Origin of the sequence: Dysgonomonas hofstadii, assembly GCF_014196915.1 — a bacterium.
Lineage (GTDB): Bacteria > Bacteroidota > Bacteroidia > Bacteroidales > Dysgonomonadaceae > Dysgonomonas > Dysgonomonas hofstadii.
Window position 1 is genome coordinate 125938 of the sequence record NZ_JACIEP010000007.1, and the last position, 25806, is coordinate 151743.

General features: G+C 39.5%; 19 protein-coding genes. 8 read left to right on the plus strand and 11 right to left on the minus strand.

Annotation, left to right across the window (positions count from 1 at the left end):
* Positions 1–20 precede the first annotated feature (20 nt).
* Both GGR21_RS10950 and GGR21_RS10955 read right to left on the minus strand, forming a co-directional pair.
* Complete coding sequence (locus GGR21_RS10950; protein ID WP_183307265.1) at positions 21–1559, minus strand: glycine--tRNA ligase; 1539 nt, start codon at positions 1557–1559, stop codon at positions 21–23.
* Positions 1560–1805: 246 nt separating this feature from the next.
* Entirely contained in the window at positions 1806–4430 is a 2625-nt protein-coding gene (locus GGR21_RS10955; protein ID WP_183307266.1) for an FISUMP domain-containing protein, read from the minus strand.
* Between the two features lie 414 nt (positions 4431–4844).
* Here GGR21_RS10955 and GGR21_RS10960 point away from each other — a divergent pair, with 414 nt between their 5' ends.
* Positions 4845–7556, plus strand: a complete 2712-nt coding sequence (locus GGR21_RS10960) for a TonB-dependent receptor domain-containing protein (protein WP_183307267.1) — start codon at positions 4845–4847, stop codon at positions 7554–7556.
* Between the two features lie 46 nt (positions 7557–7602).
* Here GGR21_RS10960 and GGR21_RS10965 read toward each other — a convergent pair whose 3' ends face one another.
* A complete protein-coding gene (locus tag GGR21_RS10965; protein ID WP_183307268.1) occupies positions 7603–8424 on the minus strand; it encodes an aldo/keto reductase in 822 nt (273 codons plus the stop codon).
* A gap of 213 nt (positions 8425–8637) precedes the next feature.
* Between GGR21_RS10965 and GGR21_RS10970 the strand changes: the two genes are divergently transcribed.
* The 4 genes from GGR21_RS10970 to porX all read left to right on the plus strand — a co-directional run bounded on the left by GGR21_RS10970 (position 8638) and on the right by porX (position 15553).
* The gene (locus GGR21_RS10970) at positions 8638–10098 is read left to right on the plus strand and encodes a tryptophanase (RefSeq protein WP_183307269.1); all 1461 of its coding nucleotides are present in this window, start codon (positions 8638–8640) and stop codon (positions 10096–10098) included.
* Positions 10099–10219: 121 nt separating this feature from the next.
* Positions 10220–12742, plus strand: a complete 2523-nt coding sequence (locus GGR21_RS10975; RefSeq protein ID WP_183307270.1) for a zinc-dependent metalloprotease — start codon at positions 10220–10222, stop codon at positions 12740–12742.
* Between the two features lie 7 nt (positions 12743–12749).
* A complete protein-coding gene (locus GGR21_RS10980) occupies positions 12750–13877 on the plus strand; it encodes a glycoside hydrolase family 18 protein (RefSeq protein WP_183307271.1) in 1128 nt (375 codons plus the stop codon).
* 131 nt (positions 13878–14008) lie between these two features.
* On the plus strand, positions 14009–15553 hold the full coding sequence (gene porX, locus GGR21_RS10985) for a T9SS response regulator signal transducer PorX (RefSeq protein WP_183307272.1): 1545 nt from the start codon (positions 14009–14011) through the stop codon (positions 15551–15553).
* 4 nt (positions 15554–15557) lie between these two features.
* On the opposite strand, the gene GGR21_RS10990 is transcribed toward porX, so the two are convergent.
* The 5 genes from GGR21_RS10990 to GGR21_RS11010 form a co-directional block, all read right to left on the minus strand.
* Positions 15558–16136, minus strand: a complete 579-nt coding sequence (locus GGR21_RS10990) for a hypothetical protein (protein WP_183307273.1) — start codon at positions 16134–16136, stop codon at positions 15558–15560.
* Between the two features lie 9 nt (positions 16137–16145).
* Positions 16146–17543, minus strand: coding sequence for an MltF family protein (locus GGR21_RS10995; protein ID WP_183307274.1), 1398 nt, complete (start codon positions 17541–17543; stop codon positions 16146–16148).
* Positions 17544–17799: 256 nt separating this feature from the next.
* Positions 17800–18753: an NAD(P)H-dependent flavin oxidoreductase gene (locus tag GGR21_RS11000; protein WP_183307275.1), complete on the minus strand. Its 954-nt coding sequence runs from the start codon at positions 18751–18753 to the stop codon at positions 17800–17802.
* A gap of 30 nt (positions 18754–18783) precedes the next feature.
* Positions 18784–19254 (minus strand): hypothetical protein, encoded by a 471-nt coding sequence (locus GGR21_RS11005; RefSeq protein ID WP_183307276.1) that lies wholly within the window; start codon positions 19252–19254, stop codon positions 18784–18786.
* A gap of 4 nt (positions 19255–19258) precedes the next feature.
* On the minus strand, positions 19259–20215 hold the full coding sequence (locus GGR21_RS11010) for a hypothetical protein (protein WP_183307277.1): 957 nt from the start codon (positions 20213–20215) through the stop codon (positions 19259–19261).
* A 146-nt stretch (positions 20216–20361) separates the two neighbouring features.
* Here GGR21_RS11010 and GGR21_RS11015 point away from each other — a divergent pair, with 146 nt between their 5' ends.
* Positions 20362–21264 carry a 3-keto-disaccharide hydrolase gene (locus tag GGR21_RS11015; RefSeq protein WP_183307278.1) on the plus strand — a complete coding sequence of 301 codons (903 nt, stop codon included), beginning with the start codon at positions 20362–20364 and terminating at the stop codon, positions 21262–21264.
* Between the two features lie 11 nt (positions 21265–21275).
* On the opposite strand, the gene GGR21_RS11020 is transcribed toward GGR21_RS11015, so the two are convergent.
* Positions 21276–22400 carry a hypothetical protein gene (locus tag GGR21_RS11020; RefSeq protein WP_183307279.1) on the minus strand — a complete coding sequence of 375 codons (1125 nt, stop codon included), beginning with the start codon at positions 22398–22400 and terminating at the stop codon, positions 21276–21278.
* A gap of 264 nt (positions 22401–22664) precedes the next feature.
* On the opposite strand from GGR21_RS11020, the gene GGR21_RS11025 reads away from it, so the two are divergent.
* Both GGR21_RS11025 and GGR21_RS11030 read left to right on the plus strand, forming a co-directional pair.
* Entirely contained in the window at positions 22665–23201 is a 537-nt protein-coding gene (locus tag GGR21_RS11025; protein ID WP_183307280.1) for an HD domain-containing protein, read from the plus strand.
* Positions 23202–23299: 98 nt separating this feature from the next.
* Complete coding sequence (locus GGR21_RS11030; protein WP_183307281.1) at positions 23300–23803, plus strand: outer membrane beta-barrel protein; 504 nt, start codon at positions 23300–23302, stop codon at positions 23801–23803.
* Positions 23804–23860: 57 nt separating this feature from the next.
* On the opposite strand, the gene GGR21_RS11035 is transcribed toward GGR21_RS11030, so the two are convergent.
* Positions 23861–24817 (minus strand): hypothetical protein, encoded by a 957-nt coding sequence (locus GGR21_RS11035; protein WP_183307282.1) that lies wholly within the window; start codon positions 24815–24817, stop codon positions 23861–23863.
* A 219-nt stretch (positions 24818–25036) separates the two neighbouring features.
* Complete coding sequence (locus tag GGR21_RS11040) at positions 25037–25672, minus strand: ExbD/TolR family protein (RefSeq protein WP_183307283.1); 636 nt, start codon at positions 25670–25672, stop codon at positions 25037–25039.
* Between the last annotated feature and the right edge of the window lie 134 nt (positions 25673–25806).

The following is a 25806-nucleotide window of genomic DNA, read 5'->3' on the forward strand; positions in this document are numbered from 1 at the left end:
CCATCATTTATAATTTTATTTTATCCTATTGTTTTCAACAGGTTTTTCATACTCACCTTATCGGCTATTATATCAGCCAGTTTGTCTATCGCTACACGTTCCTGCTCCATGGTGTCACGGTAGCGGATAGTCACCGTATTGTCCTCGAGCGACTGATGGTCAACAGTCACGCAATAAGGAGTACCAATGGCATCCTGACGGCGGTAACGTTTTCCAATACTGTCTTTTTCGTCGTATTGGCACTTGAAATCGAATTTTAAATTATCGATGATCTCACGTGCTTTTTCAGGCAGACCGTCTTTTTTTATCAAAGGTAGTACGGCTAACTTGATCGGAGCCAATGCAGGTGGTAATTTAAGTACCGCACGACTTTCTCCACCATCTAGTTCATCTTCGTAATAAGAAGCCGAAACCACAGACAAGAACATCCGGTCGACGCCTATCGACGTTTCAATAACGTAAGGAACATACGATTTATTGAGTTCAGGGTCGAAATATTGCATTTTTTTGCCTGAATATGTTTCATGACTACTCAGGTCAAAATCTTTACGAGAATGGATACCTTCCACTTCTTTAAATCCGAATGGCATTTCAAATTCCACATCGGTAGCGGCATTCGCATAATGTGCCAGTTTGTCATGATCGTGAAAACGATACTTATGATCGCCAAAGCCAAGAGCCTTATGCCATTTCATGCGGGTTTCTTTCCATTTGGCAAACCATTCCATTTCTTCACCGGGACGAACGAAAAACTGCATTTCCATCTGTTCGAACTCGCGCATGCGGAAAATGAACTGTCGTGCAACAATCTCGTTGCGAAAGGCCTTACCGATCTGTGCTATACCAAACGGAATTTTCATACGGCCGGTCTTTTGCACATTGAGGAAATTTACAAAAATACCCTGTGCTGTTTCGGGGCGTAGATAAACTTTCATTGCTCCATCGGCAGTCGATCCCATTTCGGTAGAGAACATCAGATTAAACTGACGTACCTCTGTCCAGTTGCGCGTTCCGCTGATAGGGTCAACTATCTCACAGTCTATAATAATCTGGCGAAGTTCTTCCAGGTCGTTGTCATTCTGTGCTTTGACAAAACGGGCATGTACCTCGTCACGTTTTTTTGCGTTTTCCAATATTCTCGGATTGGTTTGACGGAACATTGCTTCGTCGAAGCTTTCTCCGAAACGTTTTGCAGCTTTTTCTACTTCTTTGTTTATCTTTTCGTCTATCTTGGCCATGTATTCTTCTATCAGTACATCGGCGCGATAACGTTTTTTACTGTCTTTGTTATCGATCAAGGGATCATTAAAAGCATCCACATGTCCTGATGCTTTCCAGATAGTAGGGTGCATAAATATAGCAGAATCGATACCCACCACATTTTCATGAAGCAGTACCATACTGTCCCACCAGTATTTTTTGATATTGTTTTTAAGCTCCACACCCATTTGCCCGTAATCGTAAACGGCACTCAGTCCATCATAGATTTCACTGGACTGGAAAACAAAACCATACTCTTTGCAATGCGAAACTATCTTTTTAAATACATCTTCTGACATATGCCCTTTAATCTTTATTATTATCTGTTTTTATATGAATTTGAATTGGTTGCACAAAGTAAATATTTTTTTTTGATATATTGGGAGAGTGTTTGCCTTTATTCACATATACTGGCCGTTAAACTAATGTATATCCGGGCTTTTCCTGAGAGGGTATTTTCCTCTTAAAAAAATAGAAAAAGAGGATTGTCATTTTAATTTTGCACAGCCCTCTTTATTTTACAATATATAAATTTACGGGATCATTTACGGATTTTTCACACAACGGACTGATACCAGATATGTGGTGTAATATACTTCCCTGTTTACTTTCGCTTCTCCTCTTGGGAATTGCCGTACCCAGCTGGTGCGTCCACCTGTGGCACTCGATGACCAGAATGCAGCATCGTATGAATAATCCCTGATAACCAAATTCCAATCTGTTGCCTTATTATTGGGATTATCATTCACATAAGCATCTACATATTCTTCCAGAGATAGGGTTTCCTGCTCATGTTCAGATACATACTTAATCGGATCGCCACCCATATCAGAATCATCGCTCCTCTTTAGTACCATGCGTCCGATAGAGATAGCATTAAATCCACCCAATTCAGGTTCAGCACTGTATCCTTTTGTCGTATTTAAATATGAATGCAACATATTTACAGGAGGACACACTGACTTCATGGCTCCTCCATGACCTATATGACCGATCGATCCTTCCCCCTCATCTACATTGTACCCACGCAAAGCAGAATCAGTGCTTGTTTCCCACGAAGTATTCCATACCGGGAAATTGCTCAAATCGTTTTGTATCTTACTTAAATCATCCGCATCATATTGCGTCTGGCTCAAATCCCCACTACGGATTTTATTATAAATATATCTTTCCAGTCGGTTCCACTCCCGGTCGCTGGGCAAATGCCATCCATTAGGACAAATTCCCTGTATATAGCCATTCGTTTCTGTCGTTTCAATCTCATATTGACCAGGTGAATCATCTAAGGGAGTAGTTTGTCCTCTATTCATCGAATTTGAATCTCCGGATTGTTGCCGTACTGCCGCAGACCAATTATAGAGCACCCCGTGTTCAGGATACCATTTCTTAAAGTAGTTTGTATACCCTTGGGTACCCATAGCGGCAGATTCATCACCTACTGCAAAATTCACACTAAGATCCCCTGCCAAGGGATATGCGTAGCGGGGGCCTATGGTTAAATCGAAAAAATTCAGGGTGTTGTTTGTTATAAGTTGCAATGATCCTTTGGTGTCATCTCCGGGCTCTATCATAGGGGTATTGTCTGCATATTCCGTAGCAGCCAGATTGGTTATCATCCAGCGTCCGGCTTCCCCAAAATCGGCTGAATAAAACACGTTGCCTTGTTGATCAGTATGACTTAGAACGTCCTCACCCCACGATGAAGAGTCAGTATCATTACTGGCATCTCTTATGCCGGTTTTGTCAAATGTAGCTGAACATTGGAATGCATCCAGAGTCATATCTGGATAACGTATACAATCCGAATAATCTTTAAATGTAAATTGTGCTGCTTTTCTGTATTGACGATCAGGTATATCGGTCACTTTATATATCTTACTGTAATCGCCTCCCACATAATAAGGGTAATCAGGCATTGTAACACCAGCTTTTACCGGAGTAACATCGTGATAAACAGGATTCTGGCCTAATATCAATTCCCCTTTCCCCCAGTTAAGATTAGGAAATGGGGTGTCGGAAGGCACACCAAAATCGCTGATCATATCGCGGCCCTCCTGTTCGTTCTTATCTATATGCACTTGCCACATAGCATTGCTTTCTGTCCCTATTTTAAAGTAATTCCCATCCCATCCTGTATTATCGCCTTCCTTTTCCGGTACGGGTACCCCATAACCGCTATGCGCTTTCTCTACAGTAGGTGTTAACAACAACCTGTAATGTAATTTCCCATCTTTAAATCTCCTTGTTTCAATTAAAGGATCATATCCACCATATTCATTTATAACGCCTTCATTAATTTTTAGCCGGTAATTAGTCTGGTTAATGACTATCTTCATCGGTGTGGTTTCATTACACACATCTTCCGTTACAGAGAATTCAAGTGTTGTCTGGCGGCTACGCCACGGAGTCTGGCCAGTACCTGTTCCGATACCCAGGTCATCCATCGGCTTAACTTGGAATGTATAAGTACCTGTACCTCCTGATAAATCGCCCCACCCTACAGGGCTTGTTCCGTTTTCGAAAACAACTCCTCCTCTTGCATATAGATCCGAGCCTGTACCATCATCTAAATCAGCAGCTTCTGCTTCTGTTGTGGGTTTATTCTTGATCAGATTTACTGTAACAGGTGTCCAGTCTATCTTCATTTGGAATGGGTTCGCCAATGTCCGCAAGTCTTCTCCACTTGGGATATGCACAGTCAGCGTAGATGCAGATTCGTCCCACTCAGTTTTGATACAAGAGCTTCCGCCTGAAAAAGACACAGTAATTGTAGGCAACTTTGTAGACTTATCAGGTCCGATAAGTTTCCACTTGTCTCCTATCCAGGCATAAGTACCGGGAGAGAATCCTTTGCAGGAATTTAAATTATATACCCAAAGACCCGTATGCAACGCATCCTGGTCATTTTTTTTCTCTGCAGTATTATAATATTCATTTGGAGTTCCCGGTGCCGATTGGGATTCGAACATCGGATATAGATTCGACATATCTGTCAGGCTTACGCGAGGCAATAGTAATCCTCTTACCGAATTAGCAATGTTATTGCTATTTTCTTTCAAGTCAAGTAAAGCTCCTTTATTAGCTGGTATATTTGACCCTATTGTTACTTGTGCTTTTACTTCGTGTATAGAAAATAAAATCGCAGTAAAACATAATAGATAAAACCTCATATATCCCCCTTTATAGATACAAATCCTATTGTCTTTTTTCAAATCAAAAAGACTTATTTTATTATCATGCGAAAGAAAAAATAGCTTAGAATATAAATTGTAGAATACTTATATCCTCCCTTTCTGTATATCTTTCCATTTGCCTTAGATATTGCAAAAATAAGGTATTTATCAAAGACACCCAAATAATTCATCTTAATAACAACAATTCCTGATAGAGTGGACCAGTAGTTAAATTTAATAGAACGATTATATTATTACAATCATAATAATTTCTACAGCTAATTGGCATTAATAATTAAACAGGAATAAGCTTTTATACATTTTTTAAGAAATTGTTTTAACGAATAAATAATCTCATTTACTCTATAATAAAAAAGTTATCTTCGTAGTCTCTTAATATTTTACGCTTTGATGAAATATTTATGTCTGTTATCATGTATTTTTTTAAGCCTTTCCTCGATTGCCCAAACAGCAGGGAAGGTTGCTAAAGGATATGTACAGGGATTTGTTTATGATGAAAAAAACAAAGAAGCTATTCCTTCGGCTACAGTCCGTGTGATGACGCAAAAAGACAGTGTGAATGTAAATGCTGTGGGAACTGACGACAAAGGCCGGTTCAAACTATCGGTATTTCCGGGAGATTATATAATAGAAGTTTCTTTTATCGGGTATAAAACATTTTTGCAGAACTTTAATATCTCTACTAAAGAACTTGTTTGCTCATTTGACACAATAGCCCTTGAGGAAAAAACCGTTGAACTGGAGGCTGCTGTTGTAGAAGCCAAGATCCCTGATATTGTGGTCAAAGGGGATACGATAGAATATAATGCAAACTCGTATAGCTCGCAGGAAAGCGATATGCTACAGGATATAATTCGCAATATGCCGGGAGTGGAAGTCGATGATAACGGAAATATAACTGCAAATGGGAAGCCCATAAAGAAAATACTGGTAGATGGGAAGGAGTTTTTCGGTAATGATATTCCTATGGCTCTTGCCAATTTGCCTGCCAATATGATTAAAAAACTGCAACTGTATAAAGAAGAATCGGAGGAAGCGAAAGTAACAGGTTTTAAGGATAAAAATCCCGATCAGGTATTAAACCTGGTCGTAAAAGAAGAATTGAAGCAGAGTATATTCGGCGATGTAAAAGTTGGGTACGGCAGTAGTGACAAATATGCTAACAGAGCATTGGTTAATTATATGCGTAACGATAATCAGATATCTGTTGTAGGGAATATAAACAATGTTGAAGACAACGAGTATTCGATGGGAATGAACAATGGTATCAACAAGAACAAGAATATAGGAACAAATGCATACATACAGGCATCGAAAAAGCTCAAAATAGGAGGAAACATCCGGTATTCCAATAATGAAGACCTTTTAGAGAACTGGTCGGATACTCAAATGTTTTTAACTGGCGGAGACCGTTTCACCAAAGATGAGTCATCTTCACTGAACAGACAAAACGGAACAAATTTCGGCCTTAATCTGGAATGGAAACCCGATTCCCTTACCACTATCTATGCGCGTTCATCAGTAAGCCTCAACAGCACAAACAACAATAGCACATATAACAGTATATCTTATGTAAACGAAGATAGTATAACATCCGGAAATTCGCAGAGCCAGTCGAAAGGAGATAGTTATTCCATAAACAACTTTATAACAATAGGACGCAAACTGAATAAGAAAGGGCGCACCATCAGCCTTACACTGAGCCATTCGATGCGAAATGAAGATAGCAAGGGAACAAATTATTCATTAACGGAATACCCCGATGATACACCTGATAAGATTATTGATCAACGGTCGAATACCAACAACAGGACAAACAATTACAGGATCGGCCTGTCTTATGTAGAGCCTTTAGGTAAAGATTATCGTCTGCAACTGGCTTACTCTATAAACAATAACAATTCGAAACGGATACGCGATGTCCGCCGGAAAGATGAAAATAATGAATATACCATTGTCGATTCGGCATACACCCGCGATACTTACAATGATTATATAAACCAGAATATAAACCTTAATTTTCAGGCCACAAAAGAAAAATACCGTTACACAGTAGGATTCAGCATTGACCCGTCATATTCAAAAAGTAAGGTTATGCTGGGAGATTCCATTATCGAAAACCCGAAGCAAAACGTTGTAAATTTCTCACCGAGTGTAAATTTCACATACAATCCGAACGATAACACGAGCTTTGATCTTAGCTATTCGGGTTCTACAAGTCAGCCGGGTATTACTCAACTGTCGGCAGATACAGTCATAATGAGTGCCTTGTCTAAAAGTTATGGAAACCCAGATCTGAAACCCAGTTACAATAACAATTTTTATATGTATTATCAGAAATCTAACTACGAAACAAACAGATTCCTGATGTTATCGGGTGGCTTCAATTATACTTTTAATAATATAGTAAGTTATACTCTGGTCGATAATCAGGGAAATACAGAGAATACATACCGCAATGTAAGCGGAAATATGGGAGCAAACCTGAATTTTATTTTCGATACTCCACTAAAGAATAAGAAATTCACGGTCAACAACAGTACTTATATCAATTATTACAAGAATATAGGATTCACCAATAATGAAAAAGCTATTACTAATACTGCTACATTCGGCGAACAAGTTTCGGCAAAATTCAAAATAGAGAAATTTGAGACCAGACTGAGAGCTGGTATAACATACAATATGGTTCGCAACAATCTGACCAATGCGCAGGACAGAAATACAACTAATTACAACTTAATGCACACAGCTTTGTTAAAGCTGCCTTTCGATATATCGATCCAAAGCAGTTTGAGTTATTCTTATTATTCGGGTTATGGCGAAGATTTCAAAAATAGTGAAATCCTTTGGAATGCTTCCATATCGAAACAATTCCTGAAAAAGAAAAGGGGAACACTGAAGGTGCAATTCTATGATATACTTGACGACCGCAACACACTCACCCGTTTTTCTAACAGTAACTATATATCCGATTCACGCTCAAACACAGTGAATCAGTATTTTTTGGTAAGCTTCTCTTACAAATTCAACATTATCAAGGGAAAGGGTAAAAACGACAATAGCGAAGAAGAAACATATGGCAATAGCTATTATTATTAAAAGAAAACAGGGATGAGAATTGCCACCCCTGCTCTGTTTAATTATATTAAAAATCCACATGATCGGGATCTGGCCCGATACGCATATCCTTATTCAGTGAGTTAATGGCTTTAATCTCATCCTGAGCCAGGTCAAAGTCAAATATTTCAAGATTCTCTTTCATTCTTTTCTCATTTGCCGATTTAGGGATTGTAACCACCCCTCTCTGATAGTCCCAGCGAAGGATAATTTGTGCAGGCGATTTTGAGTATTTATTTGCCAGGTCAATCAGTATTTTTTCTTCAAATAACCCTGTCTGGTTTGCAGCAAACTGACTCCAGGCTCCGACCTGTATTCCCATTCCAGTACAGAAAACCAAATCGCTATCCTGGGTCAGATAAGGGTGAAGCTCTATCTGATTTACTGCAGGAATAATATCTGTCGCATTCAACAAAGTTTCCAGATGGCGTTGTTTGAAGTTACTTACCCCTATGGCTTTAACTTTCCCTGTCTGATATATTTCTTCAAATTTTTTCCAGGTATCCACAAATTTACCTTCTACCGGCCAGTGAATCAGGTAAAGATCGATATAACCGGTATCCAATCTTTTCAGACTGGCATCAAAAGCTTCTTTAACTTTCCCGCTGCGCTGATCAGCATTCCACATCTTGGTCGTAACGAATATTTCTTCACGCGGAATACCCGATTCGCGGATGGCTTTACCCACAGCTTCCTCGTTATGATAATACATGGCTGTGTCGATATGCCTGTACCCTGCCGATAATGCCGTCTTCACTACCCTTTCGGCTTCTTTGTTGTCTTCTATTCTAAAAACGCCTAGACCTACCCAGGGCATTTCTACTCCATTATTCAATTTGACTTTTTCCATCTTTAAGTATTTGCTTGTTTCTTATTTTAACAATTAATATCCCGCTTTGTTTTATTTATTTTTATATTCAAAATGGCTGGTCATGTCAAAATGGAAAGAAAAGAATGATAAACAACTATTATTTGCTATATTAGAGACTTATAATATTGCACATTGATTATTTATTTATAACTTGCAGCTCATTTTTAATACAATATATAACTAACTAATATCATGTCAGAGAATTCTCCTAAGATCAAATTCCATAGCGGAGAGGATATCCCATTGGAATTACACAAAGTACGTGTCGTACAAAAACTTCATCTTGTTCCGATAGAGCGTCGCCTGGAAGCACTATATGAAGCAGGATTCAATACATTCAGACTAAAAACTACAGATGTATTTCTGGATATGCTCACCGATAGCGGAACCAACGCCATGAGCGACCGCCAGCTTGGAGCTATGATGATAGCCGATGATGCCTATGCCGGATCGCAAAGTTTCGAACGATACCAGAAAGCAGTAGAGGATGTTCTGGGTAAAAAATACCTGCTTCCTGCACATCAGGGGCGTGCATGTGAAAATATTATCTCCAATGCCTATATCCGTAAAGGCAGTATTGTGCCGATGAATTATCACTTTACTACCTCGATGGCACATATCACTCAATATGGTGGAAAAATAGAAGAGTTACTTTATGACGAAGCCTACGTAATAAATAGCCGCCATCCGTTCAAAGGAAATATGAACCTCGAGAAATTGGAGAAATGCATCAATAAACATGGAGCAAGAAATATTCCGTATATCCGTATGGAAGCCTCTACCAACCTGATCGGAGGACAACCATTCTCTATGGAGAACTTCCGTGGAGTACGGGCTATTGCCGATAAATACAATATTCGCCTGGTGCTTGATGCCAGTTTGCTCGGAGAAAACGCATGGCTGATCAAACAACGTGAGGAAGAATTTAAAAACAGTTCGATGGCAGAAATCATACTGGCAATGACAGATCTGGCCGATCTTGTTTACTTCTCCGCACGTAAACTCAGTTCATCCAGAGGTGGCGGTATCTGTACAAATGATTACGCAATACTGAAAGAGCTGGAGCCGCTTGTACCTTTATTCGAAGGATTTTTGACATATGGCGGTATGTCGGTTCGTGAGATCGAATCTATCGCAGTAGGTCTTTATGAAACACTGGACGAAAGCATGATATGTCAAAGCCCCCAATTCATCGAATATCTGGTGAATTCTCTGGAGGCAAAAGGTGTACCTATGGTAACACCTGCGGGTGTGCTGGGAGCGCATGTAAATGCGATGGAGGTTTGCGCACATATTCCTCAGACAGAATATCCTGCTGGATCCTTAGCTGCAGCCTTCTTCCTGATTTCGGGAATCAGAGGTATGGAACGCGGATCTGTATCCAACCAGCGTGACGAATATGGTAACGAAACATATGCGGATATGGAACTGCTGCGGCTGGCCATCCCTCGTCGTGTCTTCACTCTTTCACAAGTCAAATATGTGGAAGACCGGATGACATGGTTATACGAAAACCGCCATCTGATAGGTGGACTCAAATTCGTTTACGAACCACCTGTATTACGTTTCTTTATGGGAGGACTCGAGCCTGTGAATGACTGGCCACAACAGTTGATGGCCAAATTCCGCGAAGATTTTGAAGATAGTCTGTAAGACTTCATACAGCTTTATTAAAAACTTTATGGCATAAGTATTTATTACTTATGCCATTATTGTTTTTATTTTCTTAGTTTTGTAGGTAAATGCACAGTATATTAACTAACAAAGGAAATCTATGTCCAAAAAAACTCTGATCTTATTATCATTCTTGGTTCTGGGAATTACGAGTAGCGAAGCCCAGATATGGCCTTTCAAGAAGAAAAAGAAAGTAGAAAAAAAAGAAGCAGTGGCAGCCGCACCTAAACCGGCAACCCCAGCTTCTGGCCCTAAAAAATACGGGGAAGTGATAACGAAAGAAGCCGAAACAAACACAGGCTTCTTTAAAGTACATAAAGTAAAAGATAAATTCTATTTCGAACTATCCGACTCCATTATGGGGCGTGATATTCTGGTAGTAAACCGTATATCCAAGGCTCCGGTCAACAGGTATAAATCACTGGTAGGCTATCCTGGTGACCAGATCGGGGAAAATGTAATCCAATTTGAAGAAGGGCCGAACAATAAGGTTTTCATTCGCAACATATCATATCTTGAACAATCGAAGGATACACTGGGGATGTATCTTTCAGTAAAAAATTCCAATATTCAGCCGATAGTGGCGACATTTAATGTAGAAGCAATAAAAAAAGATTCGACCGATAAATCCCAGAATCTTATTATCGACGTTACCAGTTTCCTGAATACCGATAACAATATTTTATTCTTTGATACACGGATGAAGAAATACAGGGGGATAGGAAATTTCTTTGCCGACAGAAGCTATATTGATACTATAAAAGCATTCCCAATCAACATAGAGATAAAAACAGTTAAGACTTATGCTCAGGCTGCACCTCAGGGATATCCTCCACAGGTAGCAGCTACTTTTCCGAACGACCCAATGACATATGAACTTAACAGTTCATTGGTATTATTGCCAAAAGAACCGATGAAACCGCGCTTTTACGATCCGCGTGTAGGTTATTTTGCTGTTCGTTATACCGATTTCGATACCAATCCGCAGGGAATAGAATATAAATCGATGATTACCCGCTGGCGGCTCGAACCAAAAGACGAGGACTTGCAAAAATACCTGAACGGGGAACTGGTGGAACCGAAGAAACCAATTGTCTTTTATATAGATCCAGCCACTCCTAAAAAATGGGTTCCTTATTTGGTCGCCGGAGTGAATGACTGGCAGAAAGCATTCGAGAAAGCAGGATTCAAAAATGCGATTATCGGACTTGAAGCACCTAAGGATTCTACATGGAGTCTCGAGGACGCACGTCATTCGGCGATCGTATATAAACCATCCGATATACCGAATGCGAGTGGCCCGCATGTGCATGACCCACGCAGTGGCGAGATTATCGAAACACATATCAACTGGTACCATAATGTGATGTTCTTGCTCCGCAACTGGTATATGATACAGGCCGGAAACGTTGATAAGCGTGCTCAAAAGCTGCTTTTCGAAGACGAATTGATGGGTGAACTGATCAGGTTTGTTTCTTCGCATGAAGTTGGACATACATTAGGACTTCGTCACAACTTCGGTTCATCGGCAACCGTACCTGTAGAAAACCTGAGAAATAAAGAATGGGTAGAAGCAAACGGACATACACCGTCTATTATGGATTATGCCCGTTTCAATTATATAGCCCAGCCGGAAGATAATATTACAGAAAAAGGTCTGTTCCCACGTATTGGCATTTATGATGACTGGTCTATAGAATGGGGATATCGTTATCTTCCTGAATATAAAACCGCAGAAGAAGAAATTCCATTCTCAAACAAAACGATCATTGAAAAACTCAATCAGGATAAGCGCTATACATTCGGTACGGAAACAGATCCTGACGATCCGCGTAATCAGAATGAAGACCTGGGCGATAACGCAATGCTGGCAAGCGATTACGGTATAAAAAACCTGCAACGCATTGTTCCCCAGATTTTCGCATGGACATACGAGCCAAATAAAGGATATGACATGGCCCGGAACATATACAATGAAGTGGTGAGTCAGTATGGCCGCTATATGGGGCATGTTGCCAAGAATGTTGCCGGTATATACAGAACTCCTGTAACCGTGGAAGAGAACAAGAATGCACAGGAATTTGTGCCAAAGGATATTCAGAAAGAAGCTATGCTGTTTCTGGATAAACAATTGTTTGTCACACCAACATGGCTGATAGATAATCAGTTGATAGACAAAGCTGCTGTTGAACCTGTTTCTTCGATAGGTAATACACAGAAAAGAATTGTCGACCGTCTGGTCAGTAAATATACAATAGATAAAATGCTGCGGGATGAAACATATAACGGGGCAAAGGCTTATACTGCCACCAATATGTTCGACGACCTGAAAAAAAGTGTGTGGAGTGAACTTATAAATGGAAAGCAAATAGATATTTACAGGCGTAATTTACAGAAGAACTATGTGAATGCCCTTATAAGTATTGTCAATCCTCCTGCAGGAAGTTCTGCCGCAACGATGTCGAGAGGGGCGGCCTCCGATGCCACAGCCATAGCGCGTGCGCAATTAACAGACCTGAGACAGAGCCTGAAAAACGCAGCTGCATCTTCATCGGGGATCAAACGCAGCCATTGTCTTGATCTGGTCGGACAGATAGAAAAAGCATTAGATATAACTAAATAAAAGGAACATGAAAAAAAGTATTATTATTTCATTAGCGCTGATTTTGGCTATTTTGTCATCTTGCGGAGGCAAGAAAGAGGCGGAAGGTATAAAGAAACCGGTAGTAATTGCCTATGTAGGCGGTTTTAAGGGGTCAGTAGATGTATCAAAAATTGCCGCTAATAAAATTACGCATATCAATTATGCATTTGTTGATGTGCAGGAAGGAAAAGCCTTTTTGACAAACGAGGCTACTGATGTAGAAAATTTCAAAAATCTAAATACGCTGAAAGAACAGAATCCTGAATTGAAAATACTTATTTCTATTGGGGGCTGGTCATGGAGCAAAAACTTCTCCGATGCAGTTCTGACTCAGGAAGGTCAGAAAACATTCGCCAAATCGGCCGTTGATATTATGAAGAAATATGATCTTGACGGGATTGATATCGACTGGGAATATCCTGCTATGGAAGGTGCAGAGGGTAATGTATTCCGCCCTGAGGACAAGCAGAATTACACCCTGATGTTTGCTGCTATCAAGACAGAACTGGATGCCCTAACTCAGGAAACAGGAAAGAAATATTTACTGACTACGGCTGTAGGTGGCTCACAGGAATTTATCGATAATACAGAAATGGCAAAGGTGCAGGAATATCTCGATTATGTAAATGTGATGACATACGACTATCAGTCGAAAGAGATTGCAGTACACCATACGAATCTCGACGCATCGGATAAATATGAAAACAGCAGCAGTGCGGGTAAATCCATACAGGCATATATTGCTGCCGGGGTTCCTGCCGATAAACTGGTTATGGGAATTGCATTCTACGGACGTATATATGAACTGAAGAAGGGATGGAAAAACGGGATAGGCGAAACGATAACAAAACAAATTGAAGGAAAAGGCTATACAGTAATAAAAGATAGTCTTGTAAATCAGGACGAATTTTTCAGATATTGGGACACTGCGGCGAAAGCCCCATACCTGTTCAATTTCTACAAAGGTATTTTTGTGACTTACGATGATGAAGAATCTGTTAAAGCAAAATGCCAGTATGTGATGGAGAACGGAATGGGAGGAGTTATGTTCTGGGAATATTTCTCCGATCCTAAAGGTTTCTTATTGAATACCATCGACCAGAACTTAAAATAATATAATTTAATAGTTCCGTTTATCGGATTGCACAGGTTGTTTGTATTTTTGATGAACAACTAAAGTGCAGAAATATAATAAGCCACTTTATTGATCGGATAAAGTGGCTTATCATCTATTATAGACTTTACATGAGAAAGAAACGGATACTCTGGGCTGATGATGAAATAGATATCTTACGGGCACATATACTGTTCCTTACGGAAAAAGGATATGAGGTAACACCTGTGAATAGCGGACAGGATGCTCTGGAATGTTTCAAAAATGAGATATTCGACATTGTCTTTCTTGACGAGCATATGCCGGGATTGAGTGGGCTGGATACATTGAGTATGATCAAGGAGATTGATCCGAATATTCCCGTTATCATGATCACTAAGAGTGAGGATGAAGGCATCATGACTCACGCTATTGGCAAAAAGATCACCGACTATCTCATCAAACCTGTAAACCCGAACCAGATATTGCTTTCGCTGAAAAAGAACCTTCACAAGGATGACATCCTGTCCGAGGTTACCCTTGAAGGCTACCGTGAGGAATATACAAAATTTAGTCAGCATATAAATGAAGCCTCATGTTATAAGGATTGGATAGATATATACAAGAAGATTATTTATTGGGATATAGAATTAACCTCTTCACAAAGCCCGCTCTTGGATTTATTGCGGGTGCAGAAACAGGAAGCGAACAATGGTTTCTGTAAATATATTAAACAGAACTACGAAAGCTGGTTTCACGAGGCGAAAGACAAACCTCTGATAAGTCCGGAAATACTCTCAAAAAAGATATTCCCCCTGATAGACAATAAGGAGAAGGTATTCTTCATTCTGATAGACAATTTCCGTCTCGACCAATGGTGGGAAGTAAAAGACCTGTTGGCAAATGAGTTCTCAATTACCGAAGACGAATTCTTCAGTATACTCCCTACTGCCACGCAGTATGCCCGTAACTCCATTTTCTCAGGGCTGATGCCGGCACAAATAGTTAAGATGTATCCTGAACTGTGGATCGGGGAGAACGAGGATGAAAGTAAAAATATCAATGAAGAAATACTTCTTGGCAAACAAATAGAAAGGACCAGAAAAGATTATACTTTCTCTTACAACAAACTGCTTACTTCATCGGCAGGTGAAAAGCTTTTGCAGAATATAAACAACATAAGCAATAAGCAACTGAATGTGGTTGTTATCAATTTTGTGGATATGCTTTCGCATGCCCGCACCGAGTCGAAGATGATAAAGGAACTGGCCTCAGACGAGGCTGCTTACCGCTCTCTTACCCGCTCATGGTTCAGGCATTCGAGTACGATGGATATTATGCGGAAGGCAAAGGAGATGGGATATAAGATTATCCTGACTACCGATCATGGAACTATCCGTGTAAAGAATCCTCAGAAGGTGCTCGGCGACAGGGAAGTGAATACAAATATCCGCTATAAGGCCGGACGCAACCTCGAATACGACCGCAAGAAAGTATATGATATCCATTCGCCGGAAAAGATCGGATTACCTGCGCCGAATATCAGTACAAAATATATTTTTGCCTCAAGTGAGGATTTTTTTGCTTATCCTAACAATTATAATCATTATGTATCATACTACACCGATACATTCCAGCATGGGGGTATTTCGATGGAAGAAATGATCGTCCCGTTTATTACATTGACGGGAAAGTAAGATATCAATTAGTATTACTCGAAGACAGAGTTAATGCTTTTTCATAAGCCTCCATGATTAGGCCTGTATCAAAATCTTCGAGATACATAAGAGGAACAGATATTTCGAGTTCAATTTTATTAGGGATCAGTTCTTCTTTTTCATAATCGAAGTAATAGCTCACTCCTGAACATTTACCTGTCAACAGGTCAAAATTCAGATCATTCTTCCCATCGTTTGCCGCATTACCAAAAGCATAAGAATAGTATGAAACTGCTCTTATCCGCTTTGTCTCCGGTTCATATCTAAAACAGATACTTTCTCCTGCCCGCATCCAGTTAAAACTATAGTAAAATCCATCTTTTGTATCCCCCAGACTGGAACCCATTCCATTCATATTGTCCAAATAAATCTCCGGACTATAAACAGGAGTAAAGTTTTCACCTGACAATTGACAAACAATACACGACTTCGCACTATCTAACCGGATAGTATCTGCAATGTTATCCCCATCTATATCCTTTTCCAGTGTATAGCTGTCCTGACAAAAGGCATTCTCCAAAAGGAGTAGAAAGGCAATTAATGATATTATAAACTTCATCATATAAAATGATCATTCTCCCGTAATCCGTTTAAACCGTTCCATCGTTGATATCACATTCTTCACATAACCGATAGCTTGCCCACTACGGAAATACCCGCTTTTGCAAACAGGATCGTTGTAGTATTCGGGATTGCTTTTCAATTCGAGATACTTTTCAACATTTCCTTCCCATACATACGGATTCGCCCCGTATTTTTCGGCCAGAGCCTGTGCGTCGTTTATATGTCCGTTCCCCGCATTATAGGCCGCAAGGATAAATTTCTCCCGTTCATTAATATCCGATATGCGACGGAAAATCTTATTCAGACGGTCGAGAAGTTCTACAGCCGCACCAATACTAAGGTCAGGGTTCATGCGGTCTTCACTCGACAAGCCCAGCGATGCCGCTGTACGTGGCATGAGTCCCATAATACCCGCAGCTCCTGCCCATGAAGTCAGGTTATTCTGAAAACGTGATTCGTGATAACAGATAGCAGCCAGAAACCGCCAGTCATACTGAGAACCTTTGGCATGTTTTTTAAACAACTCATCATAAACAGAAACAGCTCCTTTAGGTAAATCCTTAGGTGCTTCGTAGTCTCCTTCGACGGCCTGTTTACTCAGTTCAAAATATTTTTTAATTATGCTTTTATACACAGGAGTATTATCATTCTGTGTAAACCATTCATCCAGGGCTTTCGCCAGTTCAGGTGTATTTTTCCGCACAGCCCACGATGCGCGCTGTTCGAAACTTACCTGCAATGAGATATCTATATTACGGTAATAAGTGCGGTTCAGGCGGGCAATATACTCATCGGCTATGGTATATCTTATTTCATCACCGATGGCGACCTTGGCTATCAAATCCTCACTGGAGACTGTGTCCTCACTTACGGTATGTATCTTTATCCCACCTCCTAACTCAGAATCAAGGTTCAGCAGGCGCTGATGATATTTGGTGTCTTTCTCCACATATACTTCTTTACCTATCAGGCCTGTAACGTCTTTTATAATAGTATCTCCCCTGTTCGCACGCTGCACAAGCACCTGATGCGTTATTTGCTGCAACCCGCAATAAGCGATAGAATCTTTCAAATCATTTTGTATGGGAACGGCATATGCAACAAGATCTCCTTCTCCGTTATTCAGCATTTCTATCAGACGGTTTGTATTCTCCGCAACCTTTACATTCAGTTTCAGTCCGTAATGATCACAAAAATCCTGCGCCAGATCATAATCATATCCCATCGGCTCTTCTTTGTAGATAAAGTAAGAGGTAGATGTATTCAGGGTAATGATAGTGAGTTCTCCCTTCTCTTTTATCTGGGCGAAATCATATACAGGCTGCTCCGGTTTCTTTTTGCAAGAGAGGAAAAAGCAGAACAGCAGGATTGTGAAGAATGTTAAAAGTTGACAAAGTTGACGCATATTTCAGTTTTTGATTAATCCGGTTTCTTTATAATTTTTCTCTTTAACTAAAACCTGACAAACAACGTCCGGCAGAGCAAAGCGGAGCCAATTGAAAATCGCCGAAGCGTAGGCAAGGCAAATCTGACACATCTGACACTTTTGGCTCTTTCCATTTTTCATTCTTCATTTAAATATTGGCACACCGGCATATTATATAATCAGCACATTGATATATCTCATAGATAAAGTTTCTGAAAAAAAATGCAACAAGTTATCAGAATAACGGCCTTTCAGAAATAAAACTTTCCAGTCTTATATTATATTCCGCGATCACACTATGAATCACTTCTTCCGCTGTTGGCAGATCATCAATCAACGAGCTGATCTGTCCGATTTCCAGTTCTCCGTCTTTCATATCCCCTTCGAAGATCCCTTTCTTAGAGCGTCCACGGCCGAGCAGTTCACGCATTTCTTCTACTGATGCGCCTCTATCTTCCGCTGTCTGCACTTCTTGATAAAATTCATTCTTCACAAGACGTGTAGGACTTAGTTTTTTCAAAGACAATATTGTGTCGCCTTCTTTCAGTCCGATACACATTTCTTTGAATTCCTGTGAAGCGGAACTCTCCTGTGTCAGGGCAAAGCGTGTACCCATCTGTATACCTTCGGCTCCCAGTGCGAAGGCGGCAAGCATTCCTGCACCGGTACCGATACCCCCGGCGGCGATCAATGGGATAGACAGGCTTTTCCTCACCTGCGGTATAAGTACCATTGTCGAGGTTTCTTCGCGCCCGTTATGTCCTCCGGCTTCGAAGCCCTCGGCTACAACAGCGTCTACACCAGCTTCTTCACATTTCAGTGCGAATTTCGAACTGGAAACCACATGGGCGACTTTTACCCCGTTATCCTGTAGTTTTTTTGTCCATAATTTCGGATTTCCGGCAGAGGTGAAAACAATTTTCACTCCTTCGGATATAATGATATCCATTATTTCTTCTATCTGGGGGTACATCAACGGAACGTTCACTCCGAAAGGCTTGTCGGTAGCTGCTTTGCATTTTTGAATATGTTCACACAGTGTTTCAGGGTGCATAGACCCTGCGCCAATCAGCCCAAGACCTCCGGCATTGCTTACAGCCGAGGCCAGACGCCAGCCACTACACCAAACCATACCACCTGAAATAACCGGGTATTTAATTCCAAATAAAGATGTTATTCTGTTACTCATGTTTATTGTTTATATTTATTGTTTTAATTTTTAAAACGCGTATCCATCCTTTATATTTCCTTTCACATCTACTGTAATGAAGCAAGAATTGAAATCGTTTATAATGCTGGGAAGCTCTTTTGACTTCTTTATAAAAATATAATCAGTTTCTCTCAATAAAGGAAAATAGAAAGTATCAAGCTTTAAATAGGTATTTGTTTTAGATAGCAATATTGTATCCTGAAAACTGTAAAGAGTTTTGTCATCATAAGGAAAACCAAAGCTATAACTATCTTCTAACGCATCTGCTGAGAGTCTACAAAATGAAACTTTCTTGTCTGATATCATCTTTAATAACATATTCGTCGCTTTGGGGGGCAGTTCGTAAATCATACTGTCGCTCTTAATAAATAAAGTGTCAGTATTTGATAAAAACGGAGTCACTTTATTGCCGCTTTTATTATTACCACATGCTATTATGAAAAAGACAACACAAAGAAGTAAGAATATTTTATAGATCATTAGCTTATTGTTTTAATTTTTCCAATTGCTCTTTCGTGATAAAGATTTCCTTTTTCCCTCTCATTTTGGCATCTCCTACAGCGGATTGTACATCCGAATCGAGAAACTTGCCATAAGAGTAATATTCCACATCGCTAAGGGATATCTTTACTAAACCGTCATCCGGTTTTTCTCCAACTTCTGATTGCTCTTCCAGAGGCTTATATATTTCGGTTTCCGGCTCAATGATTACTTCTTCAGTGACCGGATATTCTTCATCATGTTCTGGAATTACATCTTCGGTTACTGTTTCCTTGTCAGCCTTTACCGATGCCATTATATCCAGTAGATTCGGGGTATTACCAATGGTGACTTCCTTTTCTTTTTCCTCAATTTTTTCTTCCGTTACAATGACAGGAACAGGAGGAGGGGTTTCTTCTATTAGTGCCTCTTCCACGTAATCTTTATTATCTTCAAGGATATCTTCCAGTATTTCACCAATCTCTTCCGCTGTACTTAATTCTTCTTCATACAGGCGATGCAGGGGAAGTGGACGCCTCTCGTCCTCCGGTAGCAATTCTACAGCTTTCTGTTTACTGAAACATTCTATTTCGAGAAAAGCCAGACCGGGACGGTTTGTTCTTAGTTCTATGGTAATTACTGCATCATTCCGGGTTTTTATTTCATATCCGAGCAGGTTGCGAAATGTAAAAGAGTATTTTTTATCTTGCACTGTGAAATAAAATTCTTCTTTATCGTCATCCACTTCGAAAGTATAAAAGCCTAAAGAACTCTCAAATACTTCATCACCGGAATATCCGGAACTGTAGGAGGTCGCTTTTGTTTGCAGCTGTGGAAATATCTGTCTGGGAATATCACTATTCTGATTTTGACTTTCATTCCGTTCTTTCCCTTTCTTTATAACGTACTGGATCAGCTTTATAAATAGAAAAATTAGAAACAAATAAAAAAGAGTTCCCATCTGAAATACTTTTTAAATTTTAAATTCGCCAGAGCGTTAACAAACGTACAAAAAAAAACATGATTTATAGATATTGTTAATTGAATTTTCGGGCAGGGACATACCGTATAAATATGTATATTTGGGTTTTTGATTTTAAAAGTAATATGAATAGAAAATTGATTACGAATATTTTTATTTTCGGATTAGCGGTTATTGCACTTTATTTTATTTCCTGTGTCTCGAAAAAACAGGATAGCGATAATTGGGAACAGCTTCTGGATAAAGATCTGTCAAAATGGGATATGTATCTGAGCTATGAAATAAAGAACGGATATGACGGTAAGGTTCCGGTTGATGCAAATGGAGACACAATACAGCCTGTCGGTTACAACAATAACTACAAGAATGTGTTTTCGGTAACAGAAGAAGATAATGAACCGGTATTAAAGGTCAGTGGAGAAGTATACGGGTGTGTTTTCACTAAAGCGAGTTACAGGAATTATCACCTGAAAGCAAAAATGAAGTGGGGCGATAAGAAGTGGGAGCCACGACTGGAGAAAGATATGGATTCGGGTATTCTTTATCATTCGCAAGGTGAATGCGGAATGGATTACTGGCGTACCTGGATGCTCAGCCATGAATTTCAACTGATCCAGAATGGCAATGAAGGTAGTTCTGGCGATTACTGGTGTATTGGCAATACTTATGTTAAAGTACGGGCAGAAAAAGACCCGGTCAAGGCTACTTTCAATCCGGATGCCCCGCCTATTCCATTAGGTGCAGGTACGGTTAACGGGCATTACTGCGCAGCCATAAAACCTGATGAAAAGGCTCATGGAGAATGGAACGACATCGAACTTATATGCTATGAAGGAAAGAGCCTGCACATCGTAAACGGGAAGGTGGTAATGGCTTTATCGGATCTCAGCTATGTGGAAAAAGATGTACTAATCCCTTTGGACGAGGGAAAAATACAACTCCAGAGCGAGGCGGCCGAGGTATTCTATAAAGATATCCGGATAAAGAACATCGATAAAATGCCGGATGCTTATTTGCAGTATTTTTGAAAATAGCGAAATTACTGTATCTTAGATATAGACCTGATAAGTTTTTTATCTGTCAGCTCTATTTTTACCTTATATTTTATAGCGTCTTTTTTCTTTTTGCGGTCTCTATAGGTAAACTCCTCTACGACTGGAACTGAAATAAAATAAATACCTTTATTGTCTTGTATCACATCCAGTGAATCGCTGGTGTAAGTATAGGCTACAGATTTTATTTTACGGTTCTTCAGGTCTGTTTTCAGAGAATCGATAACCGCTTTCGGAGTTTTACCGTTCGAGGAATAAAATTTATCAATAGTATCGGGTATAGTTTTTGCAAATGATTTATCGTTGAGAGAGGATAAGGATTTAAAGAAGTTATCCAAAACTGCTTTCACTTCTTTCAGGTCTTCGCCTTCGACTGGCTTCAACTGACTCAGGTAATCATATCTTTCCTTAGCCTTTATTTCATATTCACCCGAATAACGTCCCAGTTTTACATTTTCGAGGTAAGCCAGGTAAGATGCCGCCGTATTTTCATTCGATGTGGTTATCCAGCTAAGAGAATCTATGACAAGAGTAATTTCACGGGCATAAGGTGTTTCGGGATGATCTCTGAGGAAAGTAAACAATGCATCCACATTGTTTGTGTTACGCAGGGTTTCCCATTCTTTCCGCTCGCCTTCGCGCAATTCCCTTATTCTGCTCTGGGCTTCGTCACTGTATTTTCCATCGGGGTATTGCACCAGATATTTAGAATAAGCCAGAGGTGTATTTTCCTCTATACACTGATTCCAGTAATTGCTTTCTGTTCCTTCGCGGTTCTTTTTTTCTACAAAACTCAAAGAACTATAGATTCCTACGGCAATCAGTAATCCCAAACAAACCCCGAAGAATATATAAAGGCCTTTGCCGTTTTTAGTTTTTGAAGATTCGATGTCAGCGGCAGCCACAGGATTATCTTCAACAACAGTTTCCTGCTCTTCTTCCAGTAATTCTTCCCCTTCTTCTTCCAGTATTTCCTCCAGTTCCTGATGTGTCAGCAATTCGTCGGGATAAGCATTCTGGGCTATTTCCTGACAATCGCGGCAAAAAGTTTCTCCCTCATGTACAGGCTTGCCGCAAAGCGGGCATCTGTTTTCATTATCGTTGTCGGCCATAATTTCAGTTATTTTCCAAATACAACAAATATATTTTCTTATTGTTTTGCAGGTGTCCAGGTCTACCTTTATGATAATCTACTCTTTCCCTTCAAATTACTATGAATAAATAAAACTGGTTCCGGATTAATATTTTGTAAAAAAATTATATAATTTTGGACTCGGAACAGGAAGAATATGTAAACCTTTTTTTCTGTCAAATGTTTTAACTATAAAAGCCTACTACAAACTTACGTATTTTTGTACAATAATTGCTCAAGCCCAATGGATACATTAGCAATAATAGAAAAATATTATAAAAAAGACTCTGAACTTTACTCAATACTGGTTAATCACAGTGTCAATGTAATGGATAAAGCTTTATCGATTGCTGAGAAGCATACAGAGTTGAATATCGATACCGAATTTGTAAAAGAAGCAGCCATGCTTCATGATATCGGTATATTTCTTACCAATGCGCCATCTATAAAGTGCTTCGGTATAGCTCCTTATATTTGTCACGGCTACTTAGGCCGCGAAATCCTCGACAGAGAAGGTCTTCCTAAACATGGTCTTGTATGTGAACGCCATACAGGTACAGGGATATCTCTCGATGAAATAGTTGAAACAAATATGCCATTGCCTCATCGCGATATGCGTCCGGTGAGTATAGAAGAGAAAGTTATCTGCTTTGCCGATTGCTTCTTTTCGAAAACCCGCCCCGGAGAAGAAAGACCAATCGAAAAGATAAAACATAGCCTGTCTAAATTCGGGAAAGAACCTGTAAGACAGTTTGAAAAGTGGATGGCAATATTCCTTTAAAGCTATAAAAGCGAATAATGGGACATAAGGGGATGAACAATTTTCACTATCTTCGTCTGATCTAACACTTATAAAATTATTCACTAAGCTAAGTACTTATGAAAAAAATATTATTGGGAATATTTATCTTATTTTTAGGACTGTCCTCAGTTTCAGCACAAGATCAGTATGGAAGATTCTCTCTGGCCGGAAACATTAATTACGGAACAAATATAGAATCGCTCGGGATAGGATTACGTGGACAATATGGTTTTACTGACTATATAAGAGGATCAATGGAATATAAATATTATATAGACAGGCACAACGTTAGCGCCTGGGGAATTACTGTCGATGCGCATTATGTATTTGGTGTCTCCAACACTGTTTCCCTTTATCCGATAGCGGGGGTAACAGTGTCGAGATGGACTACCGATTTTGGACGAAGTAATATTGAGGGAATTGAAGGTAAATTCAGTCAGAATCGTCTCGGATGCAATCTGGGGTTTGCCGGACAAATCGCTCTAAGCGAAAACACTTTTGTGCAACTGGAAGCAAAAGAATCCCTGATAAAAGATCATACCCAATTTGTTGTATCAGTAGGGTTTATGTATCAGTTCTAAACAACCGGAGCAAAGATGTTTATATAACGCGAGGCTTAATTTTTTGAGCCTCGTTTTTTATAAGATCGATTTCACTATATCACGTTGCTGTGAGAAATATTCATTGCGCTGCAATTCTCCCGATACCGATATAAGTGTGGAGAAACGAACCAGCGATTTTATCCAGCTTTTATGTTTTTTACATATTTTGTCGTTGTCGCACGAAAGATGATCTATACAGTATACCCCGACGGAACATGACTGAAATTCGGGCCCTTCTATATATGTATAGGTACAATCAAATGAAATATGGGATATATACATATCCAGTTTTTTCTTGTGCAGGGTCATACCTGACGAGGCACACCGTTCCATATCATCTAACAATAGGGACATATCCCTCTTTATGATAGCTATGTCTTCGTCATTCACCATGCCCAGTCCCTGAAAATACTTTACAATTTCGATATAATCCTGAAAGATGCCTTTATCAAGGATCAAAACAGAATTTATATCCTGCATGACTGACGACATTTTTTTTTGCTCAACAAATATATTATGTGGAATTTCTATATCCAGCAAACTTTTTGGGTTAAGTTGAAGATGTAGCTGATAAAACAATATTCTTATATATATCTGTGCCAAAGATTCGTAGCGGAATAAAAATTCCTGAGGGAGAGTTCGTTGTGCTCTGTAGGATTTGCTGCCAGGAGAATCTTTGATAGACTCTACTGCCCTGATTATCTGAGACATCATCCTTGAATATTCTTCTATTGGCCTATCTGAAAACACAGCATTGGAATGAAACGCATATATATCGTCCCGTTTTGTTCCGGCCATGACGTCTAGTGATATGTTCAGTTTTCTGCAAATAGCAATAGCTTCTTCAAGGCTAAATGGTATTTCGCCGCGAAGCCTGCGATAGGCAGCCTCTTTTCCGATAGGAATAATATCCATCAAGAGATCCACTGTGTTTTCTTTCTCGGAGGTCTTCTTTTTCAGAGTATTGATTAGCTCCGTATTTATTTCACTCATATTAGTATATGTTTTTAACAGAAAAAGACCCTTACCCAAATTATTATTTTTCGGTAATGAGCATTATAGCAAAAAAAAAGAACAGTTTAAACCTACCGTATTTTATGTAAAAAACAAACCGGATAGTTCTAAACTGTTCTATTCGAGAGTAAATATAGTGAAAGATTTTTATTAGTTAATCTTCCATATAAATATTTTGACAGGTAAGGTCATTTTATATCATTTGGGAGTATCAGCCATTGCTGTAAGGGCCCCTTTGGTTTTCAGGTTTTCCATTAAGAAGTTATCCCCGTCTTCCGGGTCAACAATAGCATATTTGTCTACTCCGCATATCTGCATTTCGTCCAGCACATCCACCAGGTTCCTGAAATTGGAATCTTTGGTCGGTTTGATGATCACCATCACGTCTTTGCCGTTTTTCTTCACTTCCGAAATTTGCTCTTTAAACTGAGCATCTGAAATTTGTTTCTGATGGCGTTTTTGCCTGAGGTCGTTCATTTTATTAACAGTTGCCACATTTCTTTTAAGCAATACCTGACGCAATCCATAACTATTAGTTTCTTTCAAGGAAGTATAGTCTTCATAATCAGCAAGTCCTTCGTAATAGTAAACTTTACTGTCAGCACCCAATAGCACGGTTATTGCTTTCGACTCTTTTGTCGGCTCTGTTTCTGTTGTATCTGCCGGCAAAACTACATTCATCACCTGTGGGATACTAAGTGTGGTACAGAACATAAAGAATGTGATCAACAACATATTCATATCTACCATCGGGGTGAAATCTACCCTAAGTGTTTTCCGTTGCGGTTTGCCTTTTTTAGCATCGTTGCCGCTATTTGTATCAATATTAGCCATGATATTATTTTTTTAAGGATTAAACTTCTGTTTTTTTATTTAATAGAGAATTGTAACTCAGAAATTCCATAATTTATCTGGGTTTTTTTCTTATATATTTTATCTTTGTGTGTTAATAAGCTAAAAGCCAGACT

Coding starts and splice junctions, on each gene's coding strand:
- GGR21_RS10960 (WP_183307267.1), top strand. CDS start 4,845: ATGAAATATTTATGTCTGTTATCATGTATTTTTTTAAGCCTTTCCTCG.
- GGR21_RS11025 (WP_183307280.1), top strand. CDS start 22,665: ATGGATACATTAGCAATAATAGAAAAATATTATAAAAAAGACTCTGAA.
- GGR21_RS10965 (WP_183307268.1), bottom strand. CDS start 8,424: ATGGAAAAAGTCAAATTGAATAATGGAGTAGAAATGCCCTGGGTAGGT.
- GGR21_RS11000 (WP_183307275.1), bottom strand. CDS start 18,753: ATGAGTAACAGAATAACATCTTTATTTGGAATTAAATACCCGGTTATT.
- GGR21_RS10990 (WP_183307273.1), bottom strand. CDS start 16,136: ATGATGAAGTTTATAATATCATTAATTGCCTTTCTACTCCTTTTGGAG.
- GGR21_RS11015 (WP_183307278.1), top strand. CDS start 20,362: ATGAATAGAAAATTGATTACGAATATTTTTATTTTCGGATTAGCGGTT.
- GGR21_RS10970 (WP_183307269.1), top strand. CDS start 8,638: ATGTCAGAGAATTCTCCTAAGATCAAATTCCATAGCGGAGAGGATATC.
- GGR21_RS11005 (WP_183307276.1), bottom strand. CDS start 19,254: ATGATCTATAAAATATTCTTACTTCTTTGTGTTGTCTTTTTCATAATA.
- GGR21_RS11020 (WP_183307279.1), bottom strand. CDS start 22,400: ATGGCCGACAACGATAATGAAAACAGATGCCCGCTTTGCGGCAAGCCT.
- GGR21_RS11030 (WP_183307281.1), top strand. CDS start 23,300: ATGAAAAAAATATTATTGGGAATATTTATCTTATTTTTAGGACTGTCC.
- porX (WP_183307272.1), top strand. CDS start 14,009: ATGAGAAAGAAACGGATACTCTGGGCTGATGATGAAATAGATATCTTA.
- GGR21_RS10955 (WP_183307266.1), bottom strand. CDS start 4,430: ATGAGGTTTTATCTATTATGTTTTACTGCGATTTTATTTTCTATACAC.
- GGR21_RS11040 (WP_183307283.1), bottom strand. CDS start 25,672: ATGGCTAATATTGATACAAATAGCGGCAACGATGCTAAAAAAGGCAAA.
- GGR21_RS11010 (WP_183307277.1), bottom strand. CDS start 20,215: ATGGGAACTCTTTTTTATTTGTTTCTAATTTTTCTATTTATAAAGCTG.
- GGR21_RS10995 (WP_183307274.1), bottom strand. CDS start 17,543: ATGCGTCAACTTTGTCAACTTTTAACATTCTTCACAATCCTGCTGTTC.
- GGR21_RS10980 (WP_183307271.1), top strand. CDS start 12,750: ATGAAAAAAAGTATTATTATTTCATTAGCGCTGATTTTGGCTATTTTG.
- GGR21_RS10975 (WP_183307270.1), top strand. CDS start 10,220: ATGTCCAAAAAAACTCTGATCTTATTATCATTCTTGGTTCTGGGAATT.
- GGR21_RS11035 (WP_183307282.1), bottom strand. CDS start 24,817: ATGAGTGAAATAAATACGGAGCTAATCAATACTCTGAAAAAGAAGACC.
- GGR21_RS10950 (WP_183307265.1), bottom strand. CDS start 1,559: ATGTCAGAAGATGTATTTAAAAAGATAGTTTCGCATTGCAAAGAGTAT.